Raw genomic sequence first — 20,713 nt, forward strand, 5'->3', positions numbered from 1 at the left:
TGCGCGAAAACACGATCCCGCCGTCACTGTCCTATCGGAGAGACGGCGGGACCGCGTTATTCGGTTGCGTCAGATGGAGTCCGATTTCACAGGTAATCGGACAGGTCGGACTCGAGCGCCGCCTTCGGCTTGGCGCCGACGATCTGCTTGACCGGCTGGCCCTTGTCGAACAGCAGCAGGGTCGGGATCGACATCACCTGGTAGTCGCGCTGCAGGCTGGGGTTGGCGTCGATGTCCAGCTTGGCGACGACGATCTTGTCCTTGTGCTCACCGGCGATCTGCTCGAGCACCGGGGCGACCATCTTGCACGGGCCGCACCAGGTGGCCCAGAAGTCGACCAGGACCGGCTTGTCGCTGTCCAGGACCTTTTCCTTGAACGTGCTCTCGTCGACGACCACCGTGTTGGTGTCGGCCATGTTCCTTCTCCCTATCGGTTTGGTGCTGCCTGGAGTCAGTTCGCCGAGGGCCCGTAGCCGCCGCCGACGAGCTCTGCGGCCATCTCGGCCTGGGGCACGTCGTGCTCGGCGAGCCAGCGCTCGGCGTCCATGGCCGCGGAGCAGCCGGAACCCGCGGCGGTGATCGCCTGCCGGTAGGTGTGGTCCACCAGGTCGCCCGCGGCGAACACGCCGGGGAGGCCGGTGTGCGTGGTGGGCTGCTGGACCTGCACGTAGCCCTCGTCGTCCACGCTGACCTGGTCGCGCACCAGCTCGCTGCGCGGGTCGTGGCCGATGGCGACGAACATGCCGCTCACGTCCAGCTCGGAGGTCTCGCCGGTGACCGTGTCGCGCAGCTTGAGGCTGCTGACGGTGGTGTCGCCGACGACCTCGGTGACCGCCTTGTTGGTCAGCCACTTGATCTTCTCGTTGGCCCGGGCCCGCTCCAGCATGATCTTGGAGGCGCGGAACTCCTCGCGGCGGTGGATGATCGTCACCGACCGCGCGAAGCGGGTCAGGAAGGTGGCCTCCTCCATCGCCGAGTCACCGCCGCCGATGACGGCGATGTCCTGGTCGCGGAAGAAGAACCCGTCGCAGGTGGCGCAGGCGGAGACGCCGCGGCCGAGCAGCCGCTCCTCACCGGGCACGCCGAGGTAGCGGGCGGCCGCGCCCATCGCCAGGATGACGGCCTTCGCGCGGTACTCCACACCGTTGGCCAGCACGGTCTTGACCTGGCCCGTCAGGTCGAGGCGTTCGACGTCCTCGGCCCGCAGCTCGGCGCCGAAGCGCTCGGCCTGGGACCGCATCTCCTGCATCAGGTCGGGGCCCATGATCCCTTCCCGGAAGCCCGGGAAGTTCTCCACTTCGGTGGTGGTCATCAACGCGCCACCGAACTGGGTGCCCTCGAAGACGAGTGGTTCGAGTTCCGCCCGTGCGGCGTACACCGCAGCGGTGTACCCGGCAGGGCCAGAGCCCACGATGATCACGTTGCGGACGTCGTCAGTCACCGCGCCCCTTCCGTCGTAGCGTCTCCGCCGCGCTCGGCGCGCGACCGTATCCGGCTCAACGCGATCCTATTCGGGTCTGTTCCCGATCATGGGGAGGCGGTGCGGCAGGGCACAGCGAAGCCGGCTCCCGTCCCATGGGCCGGGAGCCGGCGCGGCTGCGTTCCGGCGGCTCAGCCGCCGAAGGTGGAGTCCGAGATCTTGGCCGGGTTGCCCGGACCGCAGTCGGGTCCGACCGCTAAGAGGCGGAACTTGCCGAGGCCGCCCCCGGGCAGGATCAGCAGCTGGGCCGGGTTCCCGTTGAGCGTGATCTCCCGCGCCCCGAGCGGCTTGCCGCCCGTGACGCCGTTGGCCTGCAGGCAGCCGATGAGCAGCTGCGGATCGGCCAGCGCGCTGCTGTACTGCTCCGATTTCATGATCTCGCCGAACTGCTCGCCGTTCAGCGTGACCTGATCACCCTGCAGCGCCAGCGGCGCGGGTCTGCCGGTCGTCGCACCGGGCTGCGCCTGGTTGCTGTCGGAGCTCGTGCTGTTCGGCAGGACCGAGAACACCACCGCGGCGGCCGCCGCGGCCACGCCGACCAGTCCGGCGCCCAGCGTGAACTTCCGCCGGCGGCGCCGCTTGGCCGCCGCGAAGTCGATCACCTGGCCGCCTTCCTCGGCGGCTGGTGCGGGCTGCGGGGCCACGGGCTCGGCAGGTGCCGCAGCACCGCTCTGCTCCTGGGCCCAGGCCCGGACCTCGTCCTCCAGCGCGGCGTCGATGCGTGCCGCGACGTCGTCCGGAATCGTCAGTGGCGGCAGTGCCGCCAGATCGGAACTGGTGGCGTCCAACGCCGCCAGGATCTCCCGTGCCTCCGGGTCATCCTGGACCTGGACGCGCAGTTGATCGGCGGTCTGCTGGTCCAGCACCCCCGCGTGCAGATCGGCCAGCAGGTCCAGGGGCCACGGTGGTCCCTGCGGCGCCCCCGTGCGCCGTTGTTCACCACTCATCGTCCCTCCCGTCGACGGATGGCCATCGCGTCATCTGGGACGTTCGCATCTGCACTTGGGTTCCGCAGGTGCCCCAGAAGTTTGGCGAGTTTGGCCCGACCACGTGCGCACCGGCTCTTGACGGTGCCCTCCGCAACGCCCAGCACCACCGCGGTCTCAGCCACGGAGTATCCCTCCACGTCCACCAGGACGATCGCGGAGCGTTGATCTTCGGGGAGTTCGGCGAGCGCCTCCTGGACCGCCATCCTGGTGTCCTGTTCGGCGATCGCGTCGCGCGGCACCGCCGGTTCGGTGGGGCCTGTCTCCGGAAGGGGGACGGTGGGACGGGCCTGGCGGCGGCGGATCCGGTCGAGGCAGGCGTTCACCACGATCCGGTGCAGCCAGGTGGTCACCTGGGATTCGGCGCGGAACGATGACGCGTTGCGGAAGGCCGAGATCATCGCGTCCTGAAGCGCATCCGCGGCGTCTTCGTGATCGCGCATGGTCCGCAGCGCAACCGCCCACAGCCGATCCCGATGTCGGCGGAAGAGCTCGGAGAACGCATGTGGATCTCCGTTGGTATGCGCCGCTATGAGTTCGGCGTCCGAGCTGACGGGGACAGACACGGAACAGAACTTTACTGTTCGTGTGAACCGGCACACCCGCCCCACTGACGAGTGACGGATCGGGCCAGGTCAACGATCACGAGCGCGCCCGGGCGGAACCCCGCGCGCGCTCCCGACCGATCAGGCGACGCTGCCGCTGACCGTGACCTCGCTGATCTGCGACGCGAACTCGCCGTTGTTGGGCACCAGCTGGGTGATCACGACCAGGATCTGCTGGCTGGGCGAATCGGCCTGGATCTGGATCGGGGTGTCCCCGGCGTTGAGCACCGCGGACCCGAGCAGCTTGCCGTCCATGCTCGGCGTGCCGTTGACCTGCCGGATCTCCACCTTGGTTCCCGCGCTCTGCGAGTTGATCACGACTTCGCGGAGCACCGCCGCACGCTCCAGCGTCAGCACCGCGCCGGTGCCGTTGCTGATGCCGCCCGGGCCGAGCTGCTGCCGGTAGTTGAACGTCGACCACCAGGTGCCGGGGTTGCCGTCGAACAGGTTCGGGATGCGACCAGGCGCATCGGCGTCGCCGCTGGTGTTGAACGACACGCCGCCGGTGATCTTCACCGGGGTCGCGGCCGCCGGCGGCTGAGCGGGTGGCGGTTGCTGGCCGCCGGGGTGGTTGCCGGATTCGCCGATGACCTGGCCCGTGCCGCGGGTCGCGCTGTTCTCGGTGAACATGCCGATCAGGGACGCCGCGATCCAGCCGACCACCAGCAGCGTGGCCACCGCGAGCACGCCGACGCTGATCATCAGCTTCTTGCGCTTCTCCTGGTCCGGCTTGGGGTCCTCGCGCCGCCAGACCTCGTTGCTCTCGGTGGACTGCCCGCTCTGCCCCACCGTGCTGGTGGTTTCGAAGGTCGCGTGCTGCTCCAGCACGCGGAGCACGGCGGCACCGGTGCGGACACCGCCGGTGGTGCCCGTGGAGTCGGGGTTGCCCAGCGCGCGCACCGCGACCGTGGACAGCTCCAGCGGTACGGTCGGGCGCAGCGTGCGCGGCGCGACCAGGTTGCCGTCGGGGCCGGTCGGGGCGGCGGGTAGGCCCTCCGGCGCGGGGCCGAGCGCCCAGCGGCCAGTGAGCAGCAGGTACAGCGCGGAGCCGAGACCGCGCACGTCGTCGCTGGAGGTGGCCTGCGCCATCGGGCCGGGGAAGGCCATCCGGATCTCGCCGTCCGGCGTGACCCGGATCCGCTGCGGGTGGTCGGCGCCCAGCACCAGCCCGGCGTGGTGCGCCGCCTCGACCGCGGCGGCCAGCGGCTGCAGCAGCCGGGCCGCGGTGCCGGGCGGCAGCGGGCCTTCGGCGACCAGGTCGAGCAGGTCGGTGCCGTGGGTCCACTCGGCGATCACGATGCCGAGCACGCCGGTCGGATCGCTGGAGGACTGCGTGACGACGTCGAGCACCCGCGCGACGCCGATGTGGTTGAAGGTGCTGGCGTGCATCGCGCGTTCCAGGGTCCGGCGCGCGTTCGACGCCGCCTCGGCGTCCGAGCGGTCGCCGACCAGGACCGTGAGCGCGACATCCCGTCCGAGCACACCGTCCTTGGCCCGCCACAGCTGCACGTTGCAGCGGTCGTCGACGCCGACCTGGGAAAGGAGTCGATACCGGCCATGATCCAGTACGCGGCCAGGGGTCAGCGCCTGCTCGGTCGAACCCTCGTCGCCGGACTCGTCGCGTTCCGCCGCGATCTGCTCGGTGGGTTTGCTGGTCACCTTCCCTCTCCCGCTCCTCCCGGTCTGCAAGGGGTTGCGTGCCACCCCTATCCCCCACGGAAGGAGACTTCGCCAACGAGGGTACGTGACGCGGAAGTCAGCGACGACGCAGCAAACCGGTGAGCCGCCCGATCGCAGGCTGGAGTTCCGTCACTCGCAGCAAGGACATCAGGCCGAAGATCGCCGCGAAACCGACCAGCACGCCGACGATCAGCTGCAACCATCCCGTTCCCGCGCCGGCGGTTCCGGGGATCAGCGCGTCCACGCCGAGCGTGCTCGCCCAGGCGACGAGCCCACCCAGCACCGAGGCCGTCAACGTTTTTGCCAGTGTGACAAGGAAACGCCGGCTGCCCAGCGGGCCGAGCCGGTGCCGCAGCCAGGCTTCGCCGACCAGCCAACCGACCACGAACGTGAACGAGTTGACGAAGCACAGGCCGAACACCACGTGCTCGGGCGCGAGCACCGAGGGCAGCGCGAAGGCCATCAGCACCTTCGCGACGGTCATCACGACCATGATCAGGGTGGGGGTGCGCGCGTCGTTGAACGCGTTGAACGTGCGCATCTGCATCATCGTCAGCGCGTAGGGCAGCACGCCGAACGCGGAGACGGCCAGGCCGAGCCCGAGGGTGTTGGCCTGTTCGAGCAGGTCGGGCTTGGCCGTCGTGAAGAGGGCCACCGCCAGCGGGACGCCGAGCGCGGTCATGACCGCGCTGATCGGCAACAAGGTCACAGTGGACAGTCGGTTGCCCAGCGACAGGTCGTCGATCACCTTGGCGTTGTCGCCGTCCGCGGCGGCGGCGCTCATCCGCGGCAGGATCGCGGTCATGATCGAGAAGCCGATCACGCCGTAGGGCAGCTGCAGCAGCATCCACGCGTACGTGTAGGTCGACAGCGCGCCGCCAGCGGCACCCGTGGCCACCCGGGTGAGCGCCCAGAGCCCCACCTGGCTGACCGCCACGTAACCGAGCATCCACAGCGCGAGCCCGCCGAACTCCGACAACCGCGGGTCCCAGCCCCACCGCCAGCGGAACCGGAATCCGGTCTTGCGCAGCGCCGGCACCTGCACCGCGGCCTGGCAGACCACGCCGAGGGTGACGCCGACGCCCAGCACGAGCAGGTGCGCGTCGGTCATCGACACCGGGTCGATCGTGAGCCGCCCCGGCAGCAGCACGTAGACGCCGATGGTGGCGATCACGACCAGGTTGTTCACCACCGGCGCCCAGGCCGGCGGGCTGAAGATCTGCTTCGCCTGCAGGATCGCGCCGACCAGCGCGCTGATGCCGTAGAAGAAGATCTGCGGCAGCAGCAGGTACGCGAAGGCGCTGACCAGATCCCGGTTGGAGGCGTCGGAATCGGTGACCAGCGCCCAGGTCAGGATCGGCGTGCAGAGCATCGCCAGCAGCGTGCCGAGCGCCAGGACCACCGTGGCCAGCGTCATCAGCGTCTGGACGAACCGCTCACCGCCGTCGGCGTCGGACTTCTTCGCCCGCACCAGCACGGGCACCACGACGCTGGTCAGCACGCCGCCGATGAGCAGCTCGAAGAGCATGTTCGGCATCGTGTTGGCCACGTTGAACGAGTCGTTCTCGACCGCGAAGCCGATCGTCCCGGCCAGCATCAGCTTCCACAGGAAGCCGGTGATCCGGCTGGTCAGGGTGGCGATGGCCATCGATCCGCTGGCCTTGAGCAGCGACGGCTTGCCCGGCGAGACCGGGCGGATGACCTGCGTTTGCTCGGTGGCCTGCTCCGCGGCCTGGCTGATGCCGGGCTCCGGCGGCACCGCCGGGATCGGCTGGGTCTCCGCGACGTGCCAGCCGCGCGGTGCTCCCGGCGCTTGGGGCATCGCGCCGGGGCGGCGGATCGGCGCGGTCGGGCGGGCATCGGGGCGTGGTGCCGGGCGCGGCGCGGGCCTGGGCGGCCCGGGATTACCACCGAACCGTCCGGCATCCCTGTCTCGGTTCACTGCCTCAAATCCTTCGCCCCTCGGCACACCGAGTGCACGCACCGGTCCTGTCGTTCGATCGAGGTCCACACCTACGAGTGATGGGCGTGGCCCCGCTCAGGATCTCAGTTCCGGTTCCGATCACCGTCGGTGGTGGCGATGTGGGCGGTTTCCGCCGTGCTGTCCTGCGGTGCGCCGTTCGTCGCCGCGTCGGTGGGTTCCGCCGGCTCCGCGCCGTCGGCAGAGGCGGCCGCCTCGGTCCGGCGGCGCCTGGCCAGGGCCCGCTTGATGATCCGCATCGTCGACATCAGCACCAGCAACGCGGCGGCGATCCCGGTGAGGATCGGGATCAGCGAGCCGTAGTTGGTGGACTCGATCTGCAGCCGCTTGGTGGTGCCGAACTGGGTGCCGGCCTCGGTGGTGACGGTCACGTCCATGGTGAACTTGCCGGCCCGCTGCGCGTTGGTCTGCAGCAAGAACTGGCGCCGCCCGTTGGCCGGGATGGACAGCGTGCCGCCGAAGTCCTGCTGGATCTCGACACCGGGCACCGGCGGGATCCGGAACACCACGTGCACGGTGATCGGCAGGTCGTTGACCACGGTCACCGGGATCGGGCTGTCGGCCGAGTCCGTCCGCATGAGCTGGCCTTCGAAGTACTCGACGCTGACCTGCCCGAGCACGTCGTTGATCGCGACGGTCGCCCGGTCCACCCACTGGCGCGCGGCGTCGGGCTTGCCGCGCCAGGCGCTGGCGGCGCCGCGGAGCAGGCCGTTGCGCAGCGGCGTGGTGACCTGGCCGCGCTGGACGGGGCTGGACCGCTCCTCCTGGGAGGACACGTACAGGTCGCCGACCTTGAAGTTCTGCGCGGCGAGCTGGTCGAGCACCGGCTGCGGGATCTCCGCTGAACCGGCGTCCACCGGGTAGTCGAGATCGGCCTCCGGCAGCGTGGCCGGGTTCGGTTCGGGCACCGGGGTGAGCCGGATCAGCCCGGCCTCGTTCAGCTGCTGCATGCCGTCGAGCAGGGCGCGCAGGTCGTCGCCGCGGAGGTTCCAGCGACGCGGCGGCGCCAGCACCGAGGTGGCGCCCGGCACCTGGCCCTGCGTCGCGCGGAACGCCAGCGCGCCGAGTGCGTTCTGAGCGGACAGCAGCCCGTTCTCCGGCGGCGACAGCGAAGTGACCTTCAGCTCCGTGTCGTGCAGCGGGTCGAGCGCGCTGGTCAGCAGCGGGTCGATCGGGACGGCGGCCATGTCCTTGCCGCGCACCCGGACCGGCGACAGCGATCCGGCGGGGAGGTTCAGCGCCCGCGGCTCCAGCAGCGCGGTGCGGGGCAGATCGGCGATCGCCGGATCGGCCAGCGCGCCCTCGGCCGGCCAGAGCAGGCCGCGCGGTTCGACGCCCAGGATGTTGGGGTCGCGCAACAGGCTGGCGCCGTCCAGCGCGCCCTTGACCAGGTCGGGGAGCCCGGCGCGGCCGAGCGCCACGATGTCGGCGTCGGCGTAGGGCAGCGCCATCACGCAGCGCCCGTTGGTGGCCTCGCGCAGCTTGCTCAGCCACAGGCCGGCGGCGCCGGCGCCGATGCCCTCGACCAGCGAGTTGTCGGGCTGGCGCACCAGGTAGCCGTCCTTCATGGCGCGGGCGGTGATCAGCAGGTCCGGGTCGATCGCGAAGCACAGGGCGTTGCCCACCGGCGAGCCGGGGCCCGCGCGGTCGGTCACCGCCTGCACCAGGTCGTAGAGCCGGCCGCCGGGCGCCAGCGAGGCGGAGAGCTGGTCGTCCACCAGCACCGCGCGCATGCCGCCGATGGCCTCCCGCTCCAGCCGCGGGAAGTCGACGATCGGCACCAGCATGCTGGTCTCGGTCGGCCGTTCCGGGCGTGCCTGCTCGCCGCCCGGGGTGGCGAGCACCGGCAGCAGGAACTGGGCCTGGGCGATGCGGGCGCGGCCGCCGCCGCTGGGCGCGCCGTTGACGTTGATCAGCAGCGGGTACACGCCGGGCTGGCTGAGCTGCAGGGAGTTGGGTCCGGTCAGGGGGATGCGGAGCTCGACGGGGATTTGCTGACCGGGCGCGAGCCGGCCGGCGACCGAGGTGAACGCGGGCTCGGTGACGGTGGCCGGGTCGTCGCGCAACGCGCGCTGGACCGCGGGCTCGGTGGTGGTCGCGTTGCCGCGCTGGACGCGGGCCTCGACGTTGTTGATCTGGTGATCGCTGGTGTTGGTCAGCCGGCCGGTGATGACGACCTCGCCGGGCGAACCGGCGCTCACCACGGATGGCGTGATCTTGGTCACGTCGAGCACGGTCGGAGACTCGCCCTGCGCGGCCGCCTGCGGGCCCGGGACCAGCGGAACCAACGCGCACAGCAACACCGCGACCAGCGCGGCAAGCAGAAACCTCACCCCGGCTCCGTTCCGCTACCTCGTGCCGGCCGGGCCCCGAGCCGCTCGCCCGCCTCGTTCGCTTCGCCGTCGCGCAAGCTCAGCGCGCGGCGCACCAGCCGACGTTCGTCGGCGTAGGCCAGTACCTCGTCCAGTTCACCAAGCGGCACCCACGCCACCTCGGTGACCTCCACGTCCTCGTCGGAAAGCTCTCCGCCCACCGCATCCAGCAGGAAGTGGTGCACGGTCTTGTGTATGCGCCGGTTGCCCGCGACGAACCAGTAGTCGATCGTGCCTATCGGGGCCACCACCCGGCCGATGATGCCGGTCTCCTCGGCGACCTCGCGCACCGCGGTCTGTTCCGCGGTCTCGCCCGCCTCGATGTGGCCCTTCGGCAGCGACCAGAGCAGTCGTCCCTTGCGGTCCAGCCTCCCGATGATCGCAGCGCGGCCTTCGACGCCGTTCACCACCAGCCCACCGGCCGAGGTCTCGTCGACGGTCCGCAGCCTGCGTCGCCGGCGCCGGTTCCGACGCCCCGGCTGGGTACCGCCGGAGCGGCCGGGCGACGGGGGCATGCCGCCGATGGTAGTGCGATCAGCGCCTCCGAGTGGAGCTGGTCGCTCGGCGAACGGCCGCCCGGCGACCTCCCGCGATCCCGTTCGCGCGGCCGGGTCAACCGGCTGCTCCGCTCGTCCGGCGCCGGGGTGGCCGAGTGCGCATGCGCGCATGCCGCAGGTAGCCGGTGGGGACCTCCTGAGCAGCCGATACCCTGGTACATCGTGTCCCCTTCCTCGCCGCACCACGACTCCGCCACGCCCGCCGAGCTGCAGGCTCGGGAGCGCCAAGCGCAGCGCAACGCCGTCGTGGAGCTGGTGAAGGTCGCACCGATCGCCGAGGAGCTCGCGCAGCGCTTCGCCGCCGCGGGCCACCGGCTGTACCTGGTCGGCGGCAGCGTGCGGGACGCGATGCTGGGCCGGCTGGGCACCGACCTGGACTTCACCACCGACGCGCACCCGGAGCAGGTCCGCGAGCTGCTGACCGGCTGGGCGGAGACGATCTGGGACACCGGGATCCAGTTCGGCACGCTCGGCGCGTACCGGCACGGCACGACCGTGGAGATCACGACGTTCCGCGCCGACACCTACGACCGGGTCAGCCGCAATCCCGACGTCGCCTTCGGCGACACCATCGAGGGCGACCTGGTGCGCCGCGACTTCACCGTGAACGCGATGGCCATCGAGCTGCCGGCCCGCACGTTCGTCGACCTGCACGGCGGGATGGCCGACCTGGCCGAGCGGCGGCTGGACACCCCGGCCGCGCCGGAGGACTCCTTCGCCGACGACCCGCTGCGGATGCTGCGCGCCGCCCGCTTCGTCTCCCAGCTCGGCTTCACCGCGGCCGACCGGGTGGTGACGGCGATGACCGACATGGCCATCCAGATCACCCGGATCACCCCGGAGCGGGTTCAGGTCGAGCTGTCCAAGCTGCTGTGCGGCGAGCACCCGCGGCGCGGCATCGAGCTGCTGGTGGAGACCGGGCTGGCCGACCACGTGCTGCCCGAGCTGCCGGCCATGAAGCTGGAGATCGACGAGCACCACCAGCACAAGGACGTCTACCGGCACTCGCTGACCGTGCTGGACCAGGCGATCGACCTGGAGCAGGCGGACGATCCGGGCGGCGCGCCGGACCTGGTGCTGCGGCTGGCGGCGCTGCTGCATGACATCGGCAAGCCGGCCACCCGCCGGTTCGAGTCGGGCGGCGGCGTGAGCTTCCACCACCACGAGGTCGTCGGCGCGAAGATGGTCCGCAAGCGGCTGCGCGCGCTGCGCTACCCGAAGGACGTCATCAAGGACGTCGCCGACCTCGTGTTCCTGCACCTGCGCTTCCACGGCTACAGCGACGGCCAGTGGACCGACTCGGCGGTGCGCCGCTACGTCAACGACGCCGGCCCGCTGCTGCCCCGGCTGCACAAGCTGGTGCGCGCGGACTGCACGACCCGGAACAAGCGCAAGGCGTCGGCGCTGCAGCGGGCGTACGACGACCTGGAGGAGCGGATCGCGCGGATCGCCGCGGCGGAGGACCTGGCGAAGGTCCGCCCGGACCTGGACGGCAACGAGATCATCCGGCTGCTCGGAGTCGAGCCCGGACCGGTCGTGGGCCAGGCATGGAAGCACCTGAAAGAGCTACGCCTGGACCGCGGCCCGATGTCCCACGACGAGGCCGTCGAGGAGCTGTTCAACTGGGCCCGCGAACAGGGCATCGAGGTTCCCTGAGCCATCGGTGCCCGGCCCCCGCTGGCCGGACCCGTGAAGAAATCTCCGCAGGTCAGAGTGTTTTAATATTAGTGATGAATAAATCTCCCTGCGATCGCTGATTGCTGATCAGTCGTTGTTGCCGGAATCCGGGCTCTCCGGGCGGTGCCGGCGGGCCCGGTTTCGGTCAGGGTGGTTCGTGCACGGGCAACCAGTGAGATCATGCGATGGTGGGATCAGACGCGGACGTGGAACCGGGGACGCTGCTCGTCGCTGCCCCACAGCTGCTGGACCGGAACTTCCGGCGGACGGTGGTCTACGTGATCCACCACCGCGCCGAGGGCACCCTGGGCGTCGTGCTGAACCGGCCGAGCGAGGTGGCGGTGCACGACGTGCTGCCGAAGTGGGGCGAGCACGCGAGCGAACCGCAGTCGCTGTTCGTCGGCGGGCCGGTGGAGCAGCGCACGGCGATCTGCCTGGCCACGCTCCACGCGGGCCAGGACGTCGGGGCGGTCGCGGGCATGGTCGGCGTCCGCGGACCGGTCGGCCTGGTCGACCTCGACGGCGATCCCGCCGAGCTGGTCCCCCGGGCCCGCGGCCTCCGTTTCTTCGCCGGCTACGCCGGCTGGGAGCCCGGCCAGCTCGCCGGGGAGATCGACCGCGGCGACTGGATCGTCGTGCCGGCCCTGCCGGACGACGTCATCGCCGACCCGGGCACCGAGCTCTGGGGCCGGGTCCTCCGTCGCCAGGGCCCGCCGCTGGCCTTCCTCGCCACCCACCCCGGCGACGTCAAGCTCAACTAGCTCCGCAAGGCGGCGATTTCGCGCGGAATCGCCGTCGCCCGTCCCCGGGCCTGTGGATTGATGGGTGAGTTATCCCCAGATCTCGAAGTTATCCACAGAGTTGTGGACAGCTTCCTGTGGACAAGTCAGAGCCAGCGGTTCCGGCGGAGCATCACGTAGAGGACGCAGCACAGGCAGACGATCACCAGCAGCGCCAGCGGGTAGCCGAAGGCCCAGTGCAGCTCCGGCATGCTCTCGAAGTTCATCCCGTAGATCGCGCCGACGATGGTCGGGATCAGCGCGATCGCCGCCCACGCGGAGATCTTGCGCATGTCCTCGTTCTGCCACAGCCCGGCCCGGGAGAACTGGGCGGCGAGCACCGAGTTGAGCAGCTCGTCGCAGGAAACGATCTGGCGTTCGGCCCGGATCACGTGGTCGGCCACGTTGCGGAAGTGCTGGCCGAGCAGCCCGGGCACGCCGTTGTCCTGCCGGATCAGCTGGTGCGCCACCGGCAGCAGCGGCTCGACGGCGTCGCGGAACTCCAGCACCTCGCGCTTCAGCGAGTACAGGTCCTCGGTCGGGTCGTCCCGGTTCGGGGCGAACACCCGCTGCTCCAGCGCGATGAGGTCCTCGCCGAGTTCCGCCGCGATGACCAGGTAGGAGTCCACGACCGAGTCCGTGAGCAGGTACACCATCGCCCGCGTGCCCATGGCGACGAGGTCTCGCCGGTCGGCGGCCCGCCGGTGGGCCTCGGTGGCCGGGTCCTGGTCGCCGTGCCGCACCGTGATCAGCACCCGCTCGGTCAGGAACATCATCAGCTCCGAGGTGCTGACCGCCGAGCTCTCCTCGGCGTATCCGAGGACCTTGAGGACGATGAACTCGCAGCCCGGGTACCGCTCGAACTTGGCGCGCTGGTGGGCGCGCACGGCGTCCTCGACGGCCAGCGCGGGCAGGTCCAGCAGCCGCGCCGCCTCGTGCAGCAGGTCGAACCGCTCCGGCGGCACCTCTAGCCAGACGAAGGCGTCCGCCGGCACGTCGCGCAGCGCGTCGAGAGCCTCGCCGCCCGGGATGTCCTCGGGGCGGCCGTCGCGGAAGCGGGTGCACCTCAGCATGGGGGTCACGTTGCCACGGCTTCGCCGTGACGCGGCGCAGCCGTGGCCCGTGTTCGCCGGCGAGTCAGCTCTGCTTGGGCACGCCGCAGCAGCCGCCCGCACAGCCACCGCAGCCGGCGGCGGGCGCCGGCGCGGGCATCGTCTCGGCGGCGCGGTTGCCGACGACACCGCCGACGGTCATCAGCGCGAAGGCACCGACCAGCCCGAACACCGCGACCATCACGACGCTGGAGGTGGCGGCCAGCATCGGCATCGAGACACCGGCGAGCACCGCGATCGCGCCGCCCGCCAGCATCGCGGGCCCGGCGGCCCGGTTGGCGAGCTCGAAAGCGTCCTCGCTGCGCATGGCGGCGGGGGTGCGGACACCGATGTAGCGGTTGCGGACCAGTTGGCCCCGCAGCCCGCGGAAGCCGAGGAACAGCAGCGCCGCCCCGCCGAGGACCAAGAGCGCGCAGAGGATCACCTGAACAGCGAACACCCCGACAGCGTAAGCCGCCACCTCATCGCTACCTGCCGGACACCCTGGTCAGGTGTGCTGACCCACATGGCGAAGAAGATTGTCCCGGCCGGTCTGCTGGCCGTTTCACTGCTGGTCGCCGCGGCGGCACCGGCGGCGGCGAAGACCGACGAGGTCGCCCTGGTGGGCGAGCTGACACTGCCGCACGCGATTGAGTTCGACGGCACCACGGTCGGCGGCCTCTCCGGCATCGACTACGACCCGTGCACCGGCGAATGGGTGCTGATCAGCGACGATCGCTCCGATCGGCAGCCCGCGCGGTTCTACACCGCGCGCTTCGACGGCGGCGGCTTCCGTCTGACCGCCACCAAGCCGTTGCTGCGGCCGGACGGCACGACCTACCCGAAGGGCACCGTGGATCCGGAGGACGTCCGCTGGGATCCGTGGTCCGGCACGATCTGGTGGACCAGCGAGGGCGAGCGGGCCGCGCAGCTGATCGACCCGTCGATCTCCAGCGTCGGCGCGGGCGGCCACTCCTCCCACGAACTGCCGCTGCCGGCGAACCTGCGGATGGAGCCGGCCGCCGGGCCGAAGCAGAACGAGGTGCTGGAGGGCCTGACGTTCGCCGCCGGCGGCAGCCGGGTGGTCACCGCGATGGAGGGGCCGCTGCTGCAGGACGGCGAGTCGCCGACCGTCGAGCACGGCGCGCTGTCCCGGATCACCGTGCAGTCCCGGTCCGGCCGGGTGCAGGGCCAGTACGCCTACCCGCTGGACCCGGTGTTCGCCGAGTCCCCCACCGGCGGTTTCGCCAACAACGGCGTCAGCGCGCTGCTGGCCGACCGCGACGGGTACCTGGTGGTGGAGCGCTCGTTCGTGACCGGCGTCGGCAACTCGATCCGGATCTACCGGATCACCACCCGCGGCGCGACGGACGTGCAGCACGTCTCGTCGCTGCCGGACGCGGAGGTGCGCCCGGTCCGCAAGGAGCTGGTGGCCGACCTCGCCGACCTGGGGCTGAGCACGATCGACAACGTCGAGGGCATGACCTGGGGCCCGCGGCTCCCGGACGGCCGCCGCAGCCTGGTGCTGGTCAGCGACGACAACTTCGCCCCGAACCAGACCACGCAGGTAATCACGTTGTCCGTGAGGTGAGGTGCGTTACCCTGGGCTCGTGAGCACGCGTCTGCTTCTTGCGAGGCCGCGTTGAACGTCCGGTAGCGACGCTTCGACGCGGCAACCCCTCATGCCCACCAGGGCCTGGGGGGTTTTCCATTTTCGGGAGGCGGCACACTAAGAGCGCATGACCCGCGCGTTCGGGCGAGAAGGCAGGGAAGGACGCAACACGATGAGTGGCCAGGCAGAGGGCTCGACGACCGGGGTTGCCGAAGAGGTCCCGCAGTTCCGCTACACGGCGGAAACGGCGACCGAGATCGAGCAGCGTTGGCAGCGACTCTGGGAGGAGCGCGGCACGTTCCACGCGCCGAACCCCGTCGGGTCACTCAAGGGCGACGTCCCCGAGGACAAGCTGTTCGTCCAGGACATGTTCCCCTACCCCTCCGGCGCCGGGCTGCACGTCGGCCACCCGCTGGGCTTCATCGGCACCGACGTCTACGCCCGCTACCACCGGATGCTGGGCCGCAACGTGCTGCACACGATGGGCTTCGACTCGTTCGGCCTGCCCGCCGAGCAGTACGCGGTGCAGACCGGTACGCACCCGCGGACCACGACCGAGCAGAACATCGAGCGCTACCTGGGGCAGATCCGCCGGCTGGGCCTGGGCCACGACGAGCGCCGCCGCGTCGCGACCACCGACATCGAGTTCTACCGCTGGACGCAGTGGATCTTCCTGCAGGTCTTCAACTCCTGGTACGACACCGACGCCAACGGCGGCAAGGGCCGCGCCCGGCCGATCGGCGAGCTGGTCGAGCAGTTCGCCACCGGTGAGCGCGCCACCCCGGACGGCCGCCCGTGGGGTGAGCTGACCGACGGCGAGCAGCGCCGGGTCGTCGACTCGTACCGGTTGGCCTACCTGTCCGAGGCGCCGGTGAACTGGGCGCCCGGCCTGGGCACCGTGGTCGCGAACGAGGAGGTCACCGCCGACGGGCTGACCGAGCGTGGCAACTTCCCGGTGTTCCGCCGCAACCTCAAGCAGTGGATGATGCGGATCACCGCCTACGCCGACCGCCTGGTCGACGACCTGGACCGGCTGGACTGGTCGGACAAGGTCAAGACCATGCAGCGGAACTGGATCGGCCGCTCGCAGGGCGCCAACGTCCGGTTCCCGCTGGACGGTTCGGCCGACCACATCGAGGTGTTCACCACCCGCCCGGACACCCTGTTCGGCGTGACCTACATGGTGCTGGCGCCGGAGCACCCGCTGGTCGACGAGCTGACCGCGACCGCGTGGCCGGCGGCGGTCGACGACCGCTGGACCGGCGGCGCGGCGACCCCGGCGGAGGCGGTCGCGCAGTACCGGCGCGCGGCGTCGATGAAGTCCGACCTGGACCGCCAGGAGAACAAGGAGAAGACCGGCGTCTTCACCGGTGCCTGGGCGACGAACCCGGTCAACGGCAGCCAGATCCCGGTGTTCATCGCCGACTACGTGCTGATGGGCTACGGCACCGGCGCGATCATGGCGGTGCCCGGCCAGGACCAGCGCGACTGGGACTTCGCGTCCGTCTTCGGCCTGCCGATCATCCGCACGGTGCAGCCGTCGGACGGCTTCGACGGCGACGCGTTCACCGGCGACGGCCCGGCGATCAACTCGGCCTCGGAGACCACCGGGCTGAGCCTGGACGGCCTGGACATCGCCGACGCGAAGAAGACGGTCATCGCCTGGCTGGAGGACCACGGCCACGGCCGGGGCACCGTCCAGTACAAGCTGCGCGACTGGCTGTTCGCGCGGCAGCGCTACTGGGGCGAGCCGTTCCCGATCGTCTACGGCGAGGACGGCATCCCGCGCGGGCTGCCGGAGGACCAGCTGCCGGTCGAGCTGCCCGAGGTGGAGGACTACTCGCCGCGCACCTTCGAACCGGAGGACGCCGACAGCGAGCCGGCGCCGCCGCTGGCCAAAGCCACCGACTGGGCCGAGGTGGAGCTGGACCTGGGCGACGGGCTGAAGCACTACAAGCGGGACACCAACGTGATGCCGCAGTGGGCCGGTTCCTGCTGGTACCAGCTGCGCTACATCGACCCGGACAACTCGGAGCGGTTCGTCGACCCGGCCAACGAGCAGTACTGGATGGGCAAGCGCCCGGAGCTGCACGGCCCCAACGACCCGGGCGGCGTCGACCTGTACATCGGCGGCATGGAGCACGCGGTGCTGCACCTGCTGTACTCCCGCTTCTGGCACAAGGTGCTGCACGACCTGGGCTACCTGCAGTCCGAGGAGCCGTACCGGCGGCTGTACAACCAGGGCTACATCCAGGCCTACGCGTACACCGACGCGCGCGGTGTGTACGTCCAGGCCGAGGAGGTGGAGGAGCGTGATGGCAAGTTCTTCCACAACGGCCAGGAGGTCAACCGCGAGTTCGGGAAGATGGGCAAGAGCCTGAAGAACTCAGTCTCCCCGGACGAGATGGCCGACTCCTACGGCGCGGACACGCTGCGGCTGTACGAGATGGCGATGGGCCCGCTGGAGGCCTCGCGGCCGTGGGCGACCAAGGACGTCATCGGCTCGCACCGGTTCCTGCAGCGGCTGTGGCGCAACGTCGTCGACGAGAACAGCGGTGAGCTGCGGCTGACAGACGAGCAGCCGGACACCGAGATGCTGCGGGCGCTGCACAAGACCATCGCCGGGGTCCAGGAGGACTACTCGGCGCTGCGGTTCAACACCGCGGTGGCGAAGCTGATCGAGTTCAACAACCGGATCACCAAGGCGTACTCGTCGACGGCGGGCACGCCGCGGTCGGTGGTGGAGCCGCTGGTGCTGATGGTCGCGCCGCTGACGCCGCACCTGGCCGAGGAGCTGTGGGCCCGGCTGGGGCACGGCGACAGCCTGGCGCACGGCCCGTTCCCGGTGGCCGACGAGCAGTACCTGGTCGAGGACACGCTGGAGTACCCGATCCAGGTCAACGGCAAGGTGCGGTCCCGCATCGTGGTGCCGGCGTCGGCCGACCAGGAGGCCGTCAAGGCGGCCGCGCTGGCGGACGAGAAGATCGTCGCCGCCCTGGACGGCAAGGACCCGCGGAAGGTCATCGTCGTCCCGGGCCGCCTGGTCAACGTCGTCGCCTGATCCCGCCCGGTCGAAGGGCGCCTTCTCGGTGAAGGCGCCCTTCGTCGGGAGCTCATCCGCTCTTCGCGGGCTGCAGGAGGTTCAGGGGTCCGTCGTTGAGCAGGGACTTGACCTGCTCCGCGCCGGTGACCGGCAGTCCGTCGCGGTCGAGGAGCCCGACCTGGACCAGCAGCGATGCCTGGTCCCAGTAGACGTGCTCGTAGGCCACCTTGCCCTTCGCGCACCCGATCACCGCCACCGCGGCGATCTCCACCCGGCGGCCGGTCGGGGCGATGCCGGGCAGCAGCGCGTCGATGACCCGGTCGTGGGTGAAGGTGATGACCATTTCGTCGACCACGCGCTCGGCGTCGGCGGTCCGCGACAAGCGGGTGATGTTGATGTCGTCGGGCCACTGGCCGATGAAGTGGTCGCGGTAGAACCGGGAAACGGCGGCCCGGCCGACGCCGCCCGCCGTGGTGGGCACGTGGTTGACCACGGGTTTCCTGGTCATCGTCGCCATCGTCGCGGCCACGTCCTTCATGACGAACTCGTCGGCCAAGTGCTCGTCGAAGACCGCGCCGAGATCGGTGTTGCCGGGGTCCGAGCTCATGCAACTGCACCTCCTGAACCTCGTGAGAACAGCGGGTGTCGAACTGCAACGGGGTGATTGCGGTGGCCGCCGGTGCCGGCGCCCTAGTGATCTTCTGCCGCGTCCGGCCGATCCGCACTCCCCCAACGAGACGCTCACCGGGTCCGGTGGCGCGGCGAGCCAGCTCACATGGCGGGGTTACTGATGAGTAACTACGCTCGGGGTAGCCGGTACCGACGAGTGGAGGCCGCGATGGGAAGCTCCGGATTCGACGCACGCGAGCTCGCGACGCTGCTGGACGGCCGCTGGGCCGACGTCCGCAAGCAGGTCCGCGACACCCTCGACGGCGTCCCGCTGCCACCGGCCGACGGCCTCGACACCGAGAGCCACCGCGCGCAGACCCTCGAACAGCTGCGCCTGCTGGCCAAGTCCGGCATCACCGACCTCGGCTTCCCGGTCGCCTACGGCGGCCGCGGCGACACCGGCGGTTCCGTGGTGTCGCTGGAGATGCTGCCCGGCAACCTGTCCCTGATGGTCAAGGCCGGCGTCCAATGGGGACTGTTCGGCGGCGCGGTCGTCGCGCTGGGCACCGAGCGCCACCACGAGCGCTACCTGCCCGACATCATGAGCCTGGACCTGCCGGGCTGCTTCGCGATGACCGAGACCGGCCACGGCTCCGACGTGCAGAACCTGCGCACCACGGCCACGTACGACCCGGCTGCGCAGGAATTCGTGGTGCACACGCCGCACGAGGCGGCGCGCAAGGAGTACATCGGCAACGCCGCGCGGGACGGGCGGCTGGCGGTGGTCTTCGCGCAGCTGATCACCGGCGGCGAGAGCCACGGCGTGCACGCGCTGCTGGTGCCGATCCGGGACGAGGCCGGGCAGCCCGCGCCGGGCGTGCGGATCGAGGACTGCGGCCGCAAGGCCGGGCTCAACGGCGTCGACAACGGCCGGCTGTACTTCGACCAGGTGCGGGTGCCGCGCGAGGCGCTGCTCAACCGCTACGGCGACGTCGAACCGGACGGCACCTACCGCAGCCCGATCAGCAGCAAGGGCAAGCGGTTCTTCACCATGCTCGGCACCCTGATCCGCGGCCGGATCTCGGTCGCCGGCACCGCGGGCGGCGCGACCAAGCTGGCGCTGGAGATCGCCTTGCGCTACGGCGACGCCCGCCGCCAGTTCGAGCGGCCCGGCACCGGCGAGGAGGCCGTGGTGCTGGACTACCTGGCGCACCAGCGGAAGCTCCTGCCCGCGCTGGCGAAGACGTTCGCCCTGCACTTCGCGCAGGAAGAGCTGGTGGCCACCCTGCACGACGCGCCCAGCGGCGAGCGCGAGCAGCGCGAGCTGGAATCCCGCGCCGCGGGGCTGAAGGCGGTCTCGACCTGGCACGCGACGCAGACCATCCAGACCTGCCGCGAGGCCTGCGGCGGCGCGGGCTACCTGGCGGAGAACCAGCTGGCGCAGCTCAAGGCCGACACCGACGTGTTCACCACGTTCGAGGGCGACAACACGGTGCTGCTGCAGCTGGTCGCCAAGGGCCTGCTGACGAACTACAAGGACCAGTTCGACGACCTGGGCACGCTCGGCATGGCCAAGTTCATCGCCGACCAGTTCGTGGGCGCGGTGATCGAGCGGACCGCGACGCGTTCCCTGGTGCAGCGGATCATCGACGGTTCCGGCAAGGACGACATCCTCGACCGCGGCTGGCAGCTGAAGATGTTCGACGACCGCGAGCGGCACGTGCTCGACGGCCTGGGCCGCCGCCTGCGGAAGGCCAACCGCGACAACGCGTTCAAGGTCTTCAACAACGCGCAGGACCACGTGCTGCGCGCTGCTCGCGCGCACGTGGACCGCATCGTGCTGGAGGCGTTCGTCGCGGCGATCGAGCGCTGCCGCGACCGGCGCACCGCCGCACTGCTGAACAAGCTCTGCGACCTGTACGTGCTGTCCAACATCGAGGCGGACCGCGCCTGGTTCCTGGAGCACGAGCGGATCTCGCCGCGCCGGTCGAAGGCGATCACGGAGGCGGTCAACGTGCTGTGCGGCCAGCTCCGCCCGCACGCGGTGGACCTGGTGGCGGGCTTCGGCATCCCGCGCCAGTGGCTCACGGCTCCGATCGCCACGGGAGCGGAAGCCGACCGCCAAGACGCCCAGCGCGCGCACGACGCCCGGTGATCCTCCCGGCGCCGGAGGGCTCCCGATTCCGCCTGGAATCGTGAGCCCTCCACCCGTGTCCGGACCGCGCACCTGGCCGGTGAATG

Annotated in this window: 16 protein-coding genes; 5 read left to right on the plus strand and 11 right to left on the minus strand. The window is 70.7% G+C overall.

The window, feature by feature from the left end:
- Positions 1 to 86: 86 nt before the first annotated feature.
- From trxA to AC07FN_RS20910, 8 genes are all read right to left on the minus strand, one after another.
- Complete coding sequence (gene trxA, locus AC07FN_RS20875) at positions 87 to 416, minus strand: thioredoxin (protein ID WP_358568250.1); 330 nt, start codon at positions 414 to 416, stop codon at positions 87 to 89.
- A 35-nt stretch (positions 417 to 451) separates the two neighbouring features.
- Positions 452 to 1,441 carry a thioredoxin-disulfide reductase gene (gene trxB, locus AC07FN_RS20880; protein WP_478397090.1) on the minus strand — a complete coding sequence of 330 codons (990 nt, stop codon included), beginning with the start codon at positions 1,439 to 1,441 and terminating at the stop codon, positions 452 to 454.
- Between the two features lie 170 nt (positions 1,442 to 1,611).
- Positions 1,612 to 2,427 (minus strand): anti-sigma factor, encoded by an 816-nt coding sequence (locus tag AC07FN_RS20885; RefSeq protein ID WP_478397091.1) that lies wholly within the window; start codon positions 2,425 to 2,427, stop codon positions 1,612 to 1,614.
- On the minus strand, positions 2,424 to 3,032 hold the full coding sequence (gene sigM, locus AC07FN_RS20890) for an RNA polymerase sigma factor SigM (protein ID WP_478397092.1): 609 nt from the start codon (positions 3,030 to 3,032) through the stop codon (positions 2,424 to 2,426). Before sigM ends, AC07FN_RS20885 begins: the two co-directional genes overlap by 4 nt.
- Before the next feature lie 120 nt (positions 3,033 to 3,152).
- Positions 3,153 to 4,730 carry a protein kinase family protein gene (locus tag AC07FN_RS20895; protein ID WP_478397093.1) on the minus strand — a complete coding sequence of 526 codons (1,578 nt, stop codon included), beginning with the start codon at positions 4,728 to 4,730 and terminating at the stop codon, positions 3,153 to 3,155.
- Positions 4,731 to 4,827: 97 nt separating this feature from the next.
- A complete protein-coding gene (gene murJ, locus AC07FN_RS20900; protein WP_478397123.1) occupies positions 4,828 to 6,573 on the minus strand; it encodes a murein biosynthesis integral membrane protein MurJ in 1,746 nt (581 codons plus the stop codon).
- 224 nt (positions 6,574 to 6,797) lie between these two features.
- Complete coding sequence (locus AC07FN_RS20905) at positions 6,798 to 9,065, minus strand: DUF6049 family protein (RefSeq protein ID WP_478397094.1); 2,268 nt, start codon at positions 9,063 to 9,065, stop codon at positions 6,798 to 6,800.
- Positions 9,062 to 9,619, minus strand: coding sequence for an NUDIX hydrolase (locus AC07FN_RS20910; protein ID WP_358568268.1), 558 nt, complete (start codon positions 9,617 to 9,619; stop codon positions 9,062 to 9,064). The genes AC07FN_RS20905 and AC07FN_RS20910 overlap by 4 nt, the downstream gene beginning before the upstream one ends.
- A gap of 249 nt (positions 9,620 to 9,868) precedes the next feature.
- Here AC07FN_RS20910 and AC07FN_RS20915 point away from each other — a divergent pair, with 249 nt between their 5' ends.
- The gene (locus AC07FN_RS20915; protein ID WP_478397124.1) at positions 9,869 to 11,317 is read left to right on the plus strand and encodes a CCA tRNA nucleotidyltransferase; all 1,449 of its coding nucleotides are present in this window, start codon (positions 9,869 to 9,871) and stop codon (positions 11,315 to 11,317) included.
- Between the two features lie 206 nt (positions 11,318 to 11,523).
- Entirely contained in the window at positions 11,524 to 12,099 is a 576-nt protein-coding gene (locus AC07FN_RS20920; RefSeq protein WP_452616114.1) for a YqgE/AlgH family protein, read from the plus strand.
- A 125-nt stretch (positions 12,100 to 12,224) separates the two neighbouring features.
- On the opposite strand, the gene AC07FN_RS20925 is transcribed toward AC07FN_RS20920, so the two are convergent.
- Both AC07FN_RS20925 and AC07FN_RS20930 read right to left on the minus strand, forming a co-directional pair.
- Complete coding sequence (locus tag AC07FN_RS20925) at positions 12,225 to 13,190, minus strand: magnesium and cobalt transport protein CorA (protein WP_478397095.1); 966 nt, start codon at positions 13,188 to 13,190, stop codon at positions 12,225 to 12,227.
- 64 nt (positions 13,191 to 13,254) lie between these two features.
- Complete coding sequence (locus AC07FN_RS20930; RefSeq protein ID WP_478397096.1) at positions 13,255 to 13,668, minus strand: SdpI family protein; 414 nt, start codon at positions 13,666 to 13,668, stop codon at positions 13,255 to 13,257.
- Positions 13,669 to 13,734: 66 nt separating this feature from the next.
- Here AC07FN_RS20930 and AC07FN_RS20935 point away from each other — a divergent pair, with 66 nt between their 5' ends.
- Both AC07FN_RS20935 and leuS read left to right on the plus strand, forming a co-directional pair.
- On the plus strand, positions 13,735 to 14,799 hold the full coding sequence (locus AC07FN_RS20935) for an esterase-like activity of phytase family protein (RefSeq protein WP_478397097.1): 1,065 nt from the start codon (positions 13,735 to 13,737) through the stop codon (positions 14,797 to 14,799).
- 193 nt (positions 14,800 to 14,992) lie between these two features.
- Positions 14,993 to 17,881 carry a leucine--tRNA ligase gene (gene leuS, locus AC07FN_RS20940; RefSeq protein WP_478397098.1) on the plus strand — a complete coding sequence of 963 codons (2,889 nt, stop codon included), beginning with the start codon at positions 14,993 to 14,995 and terminating at the stop codon, positions 17,879 to 17,881.
- A 52-nt stretch (positions 17,882 to 17,933) separates the two neighbouring features.
- Here leuS and AC07FN_RS20945 read toward each other — a convergent pair whose 3' ends face one another.
- Entirely contained in the window at positions 17,934 to 18,470 is a 537-nt protein-coding gene (locus AC07FN_RS20945; protein ID WP_478397099.1) for a nuclear transport factor 2 family protein, read from the minus strand.
- A 231-nt stretch (positions 18,471 to 18,701) separates the two neighbouring features.
- Here AC07FN_RS20945 and AC07FN_RS20950 point away from each other — a divergent pair, with 231 nt between their 5' ends.
- Entirely contained in the window at positions 18,702 to 20,627 is a 1,926-nt protein-coding gene (locus AC07FN_RS20950) for an acyl-CoA dehydrogenase family protein (RefSeq protein WP_478397100.1), read from the plus strand.
- Positions 20,628 to 20,713: the final 86 nt, after the last annotated feature.

The sequence above is a fragment of the Saccharopolyspora sp. NPDC045941 genome, from assembly GCF_056431445.1.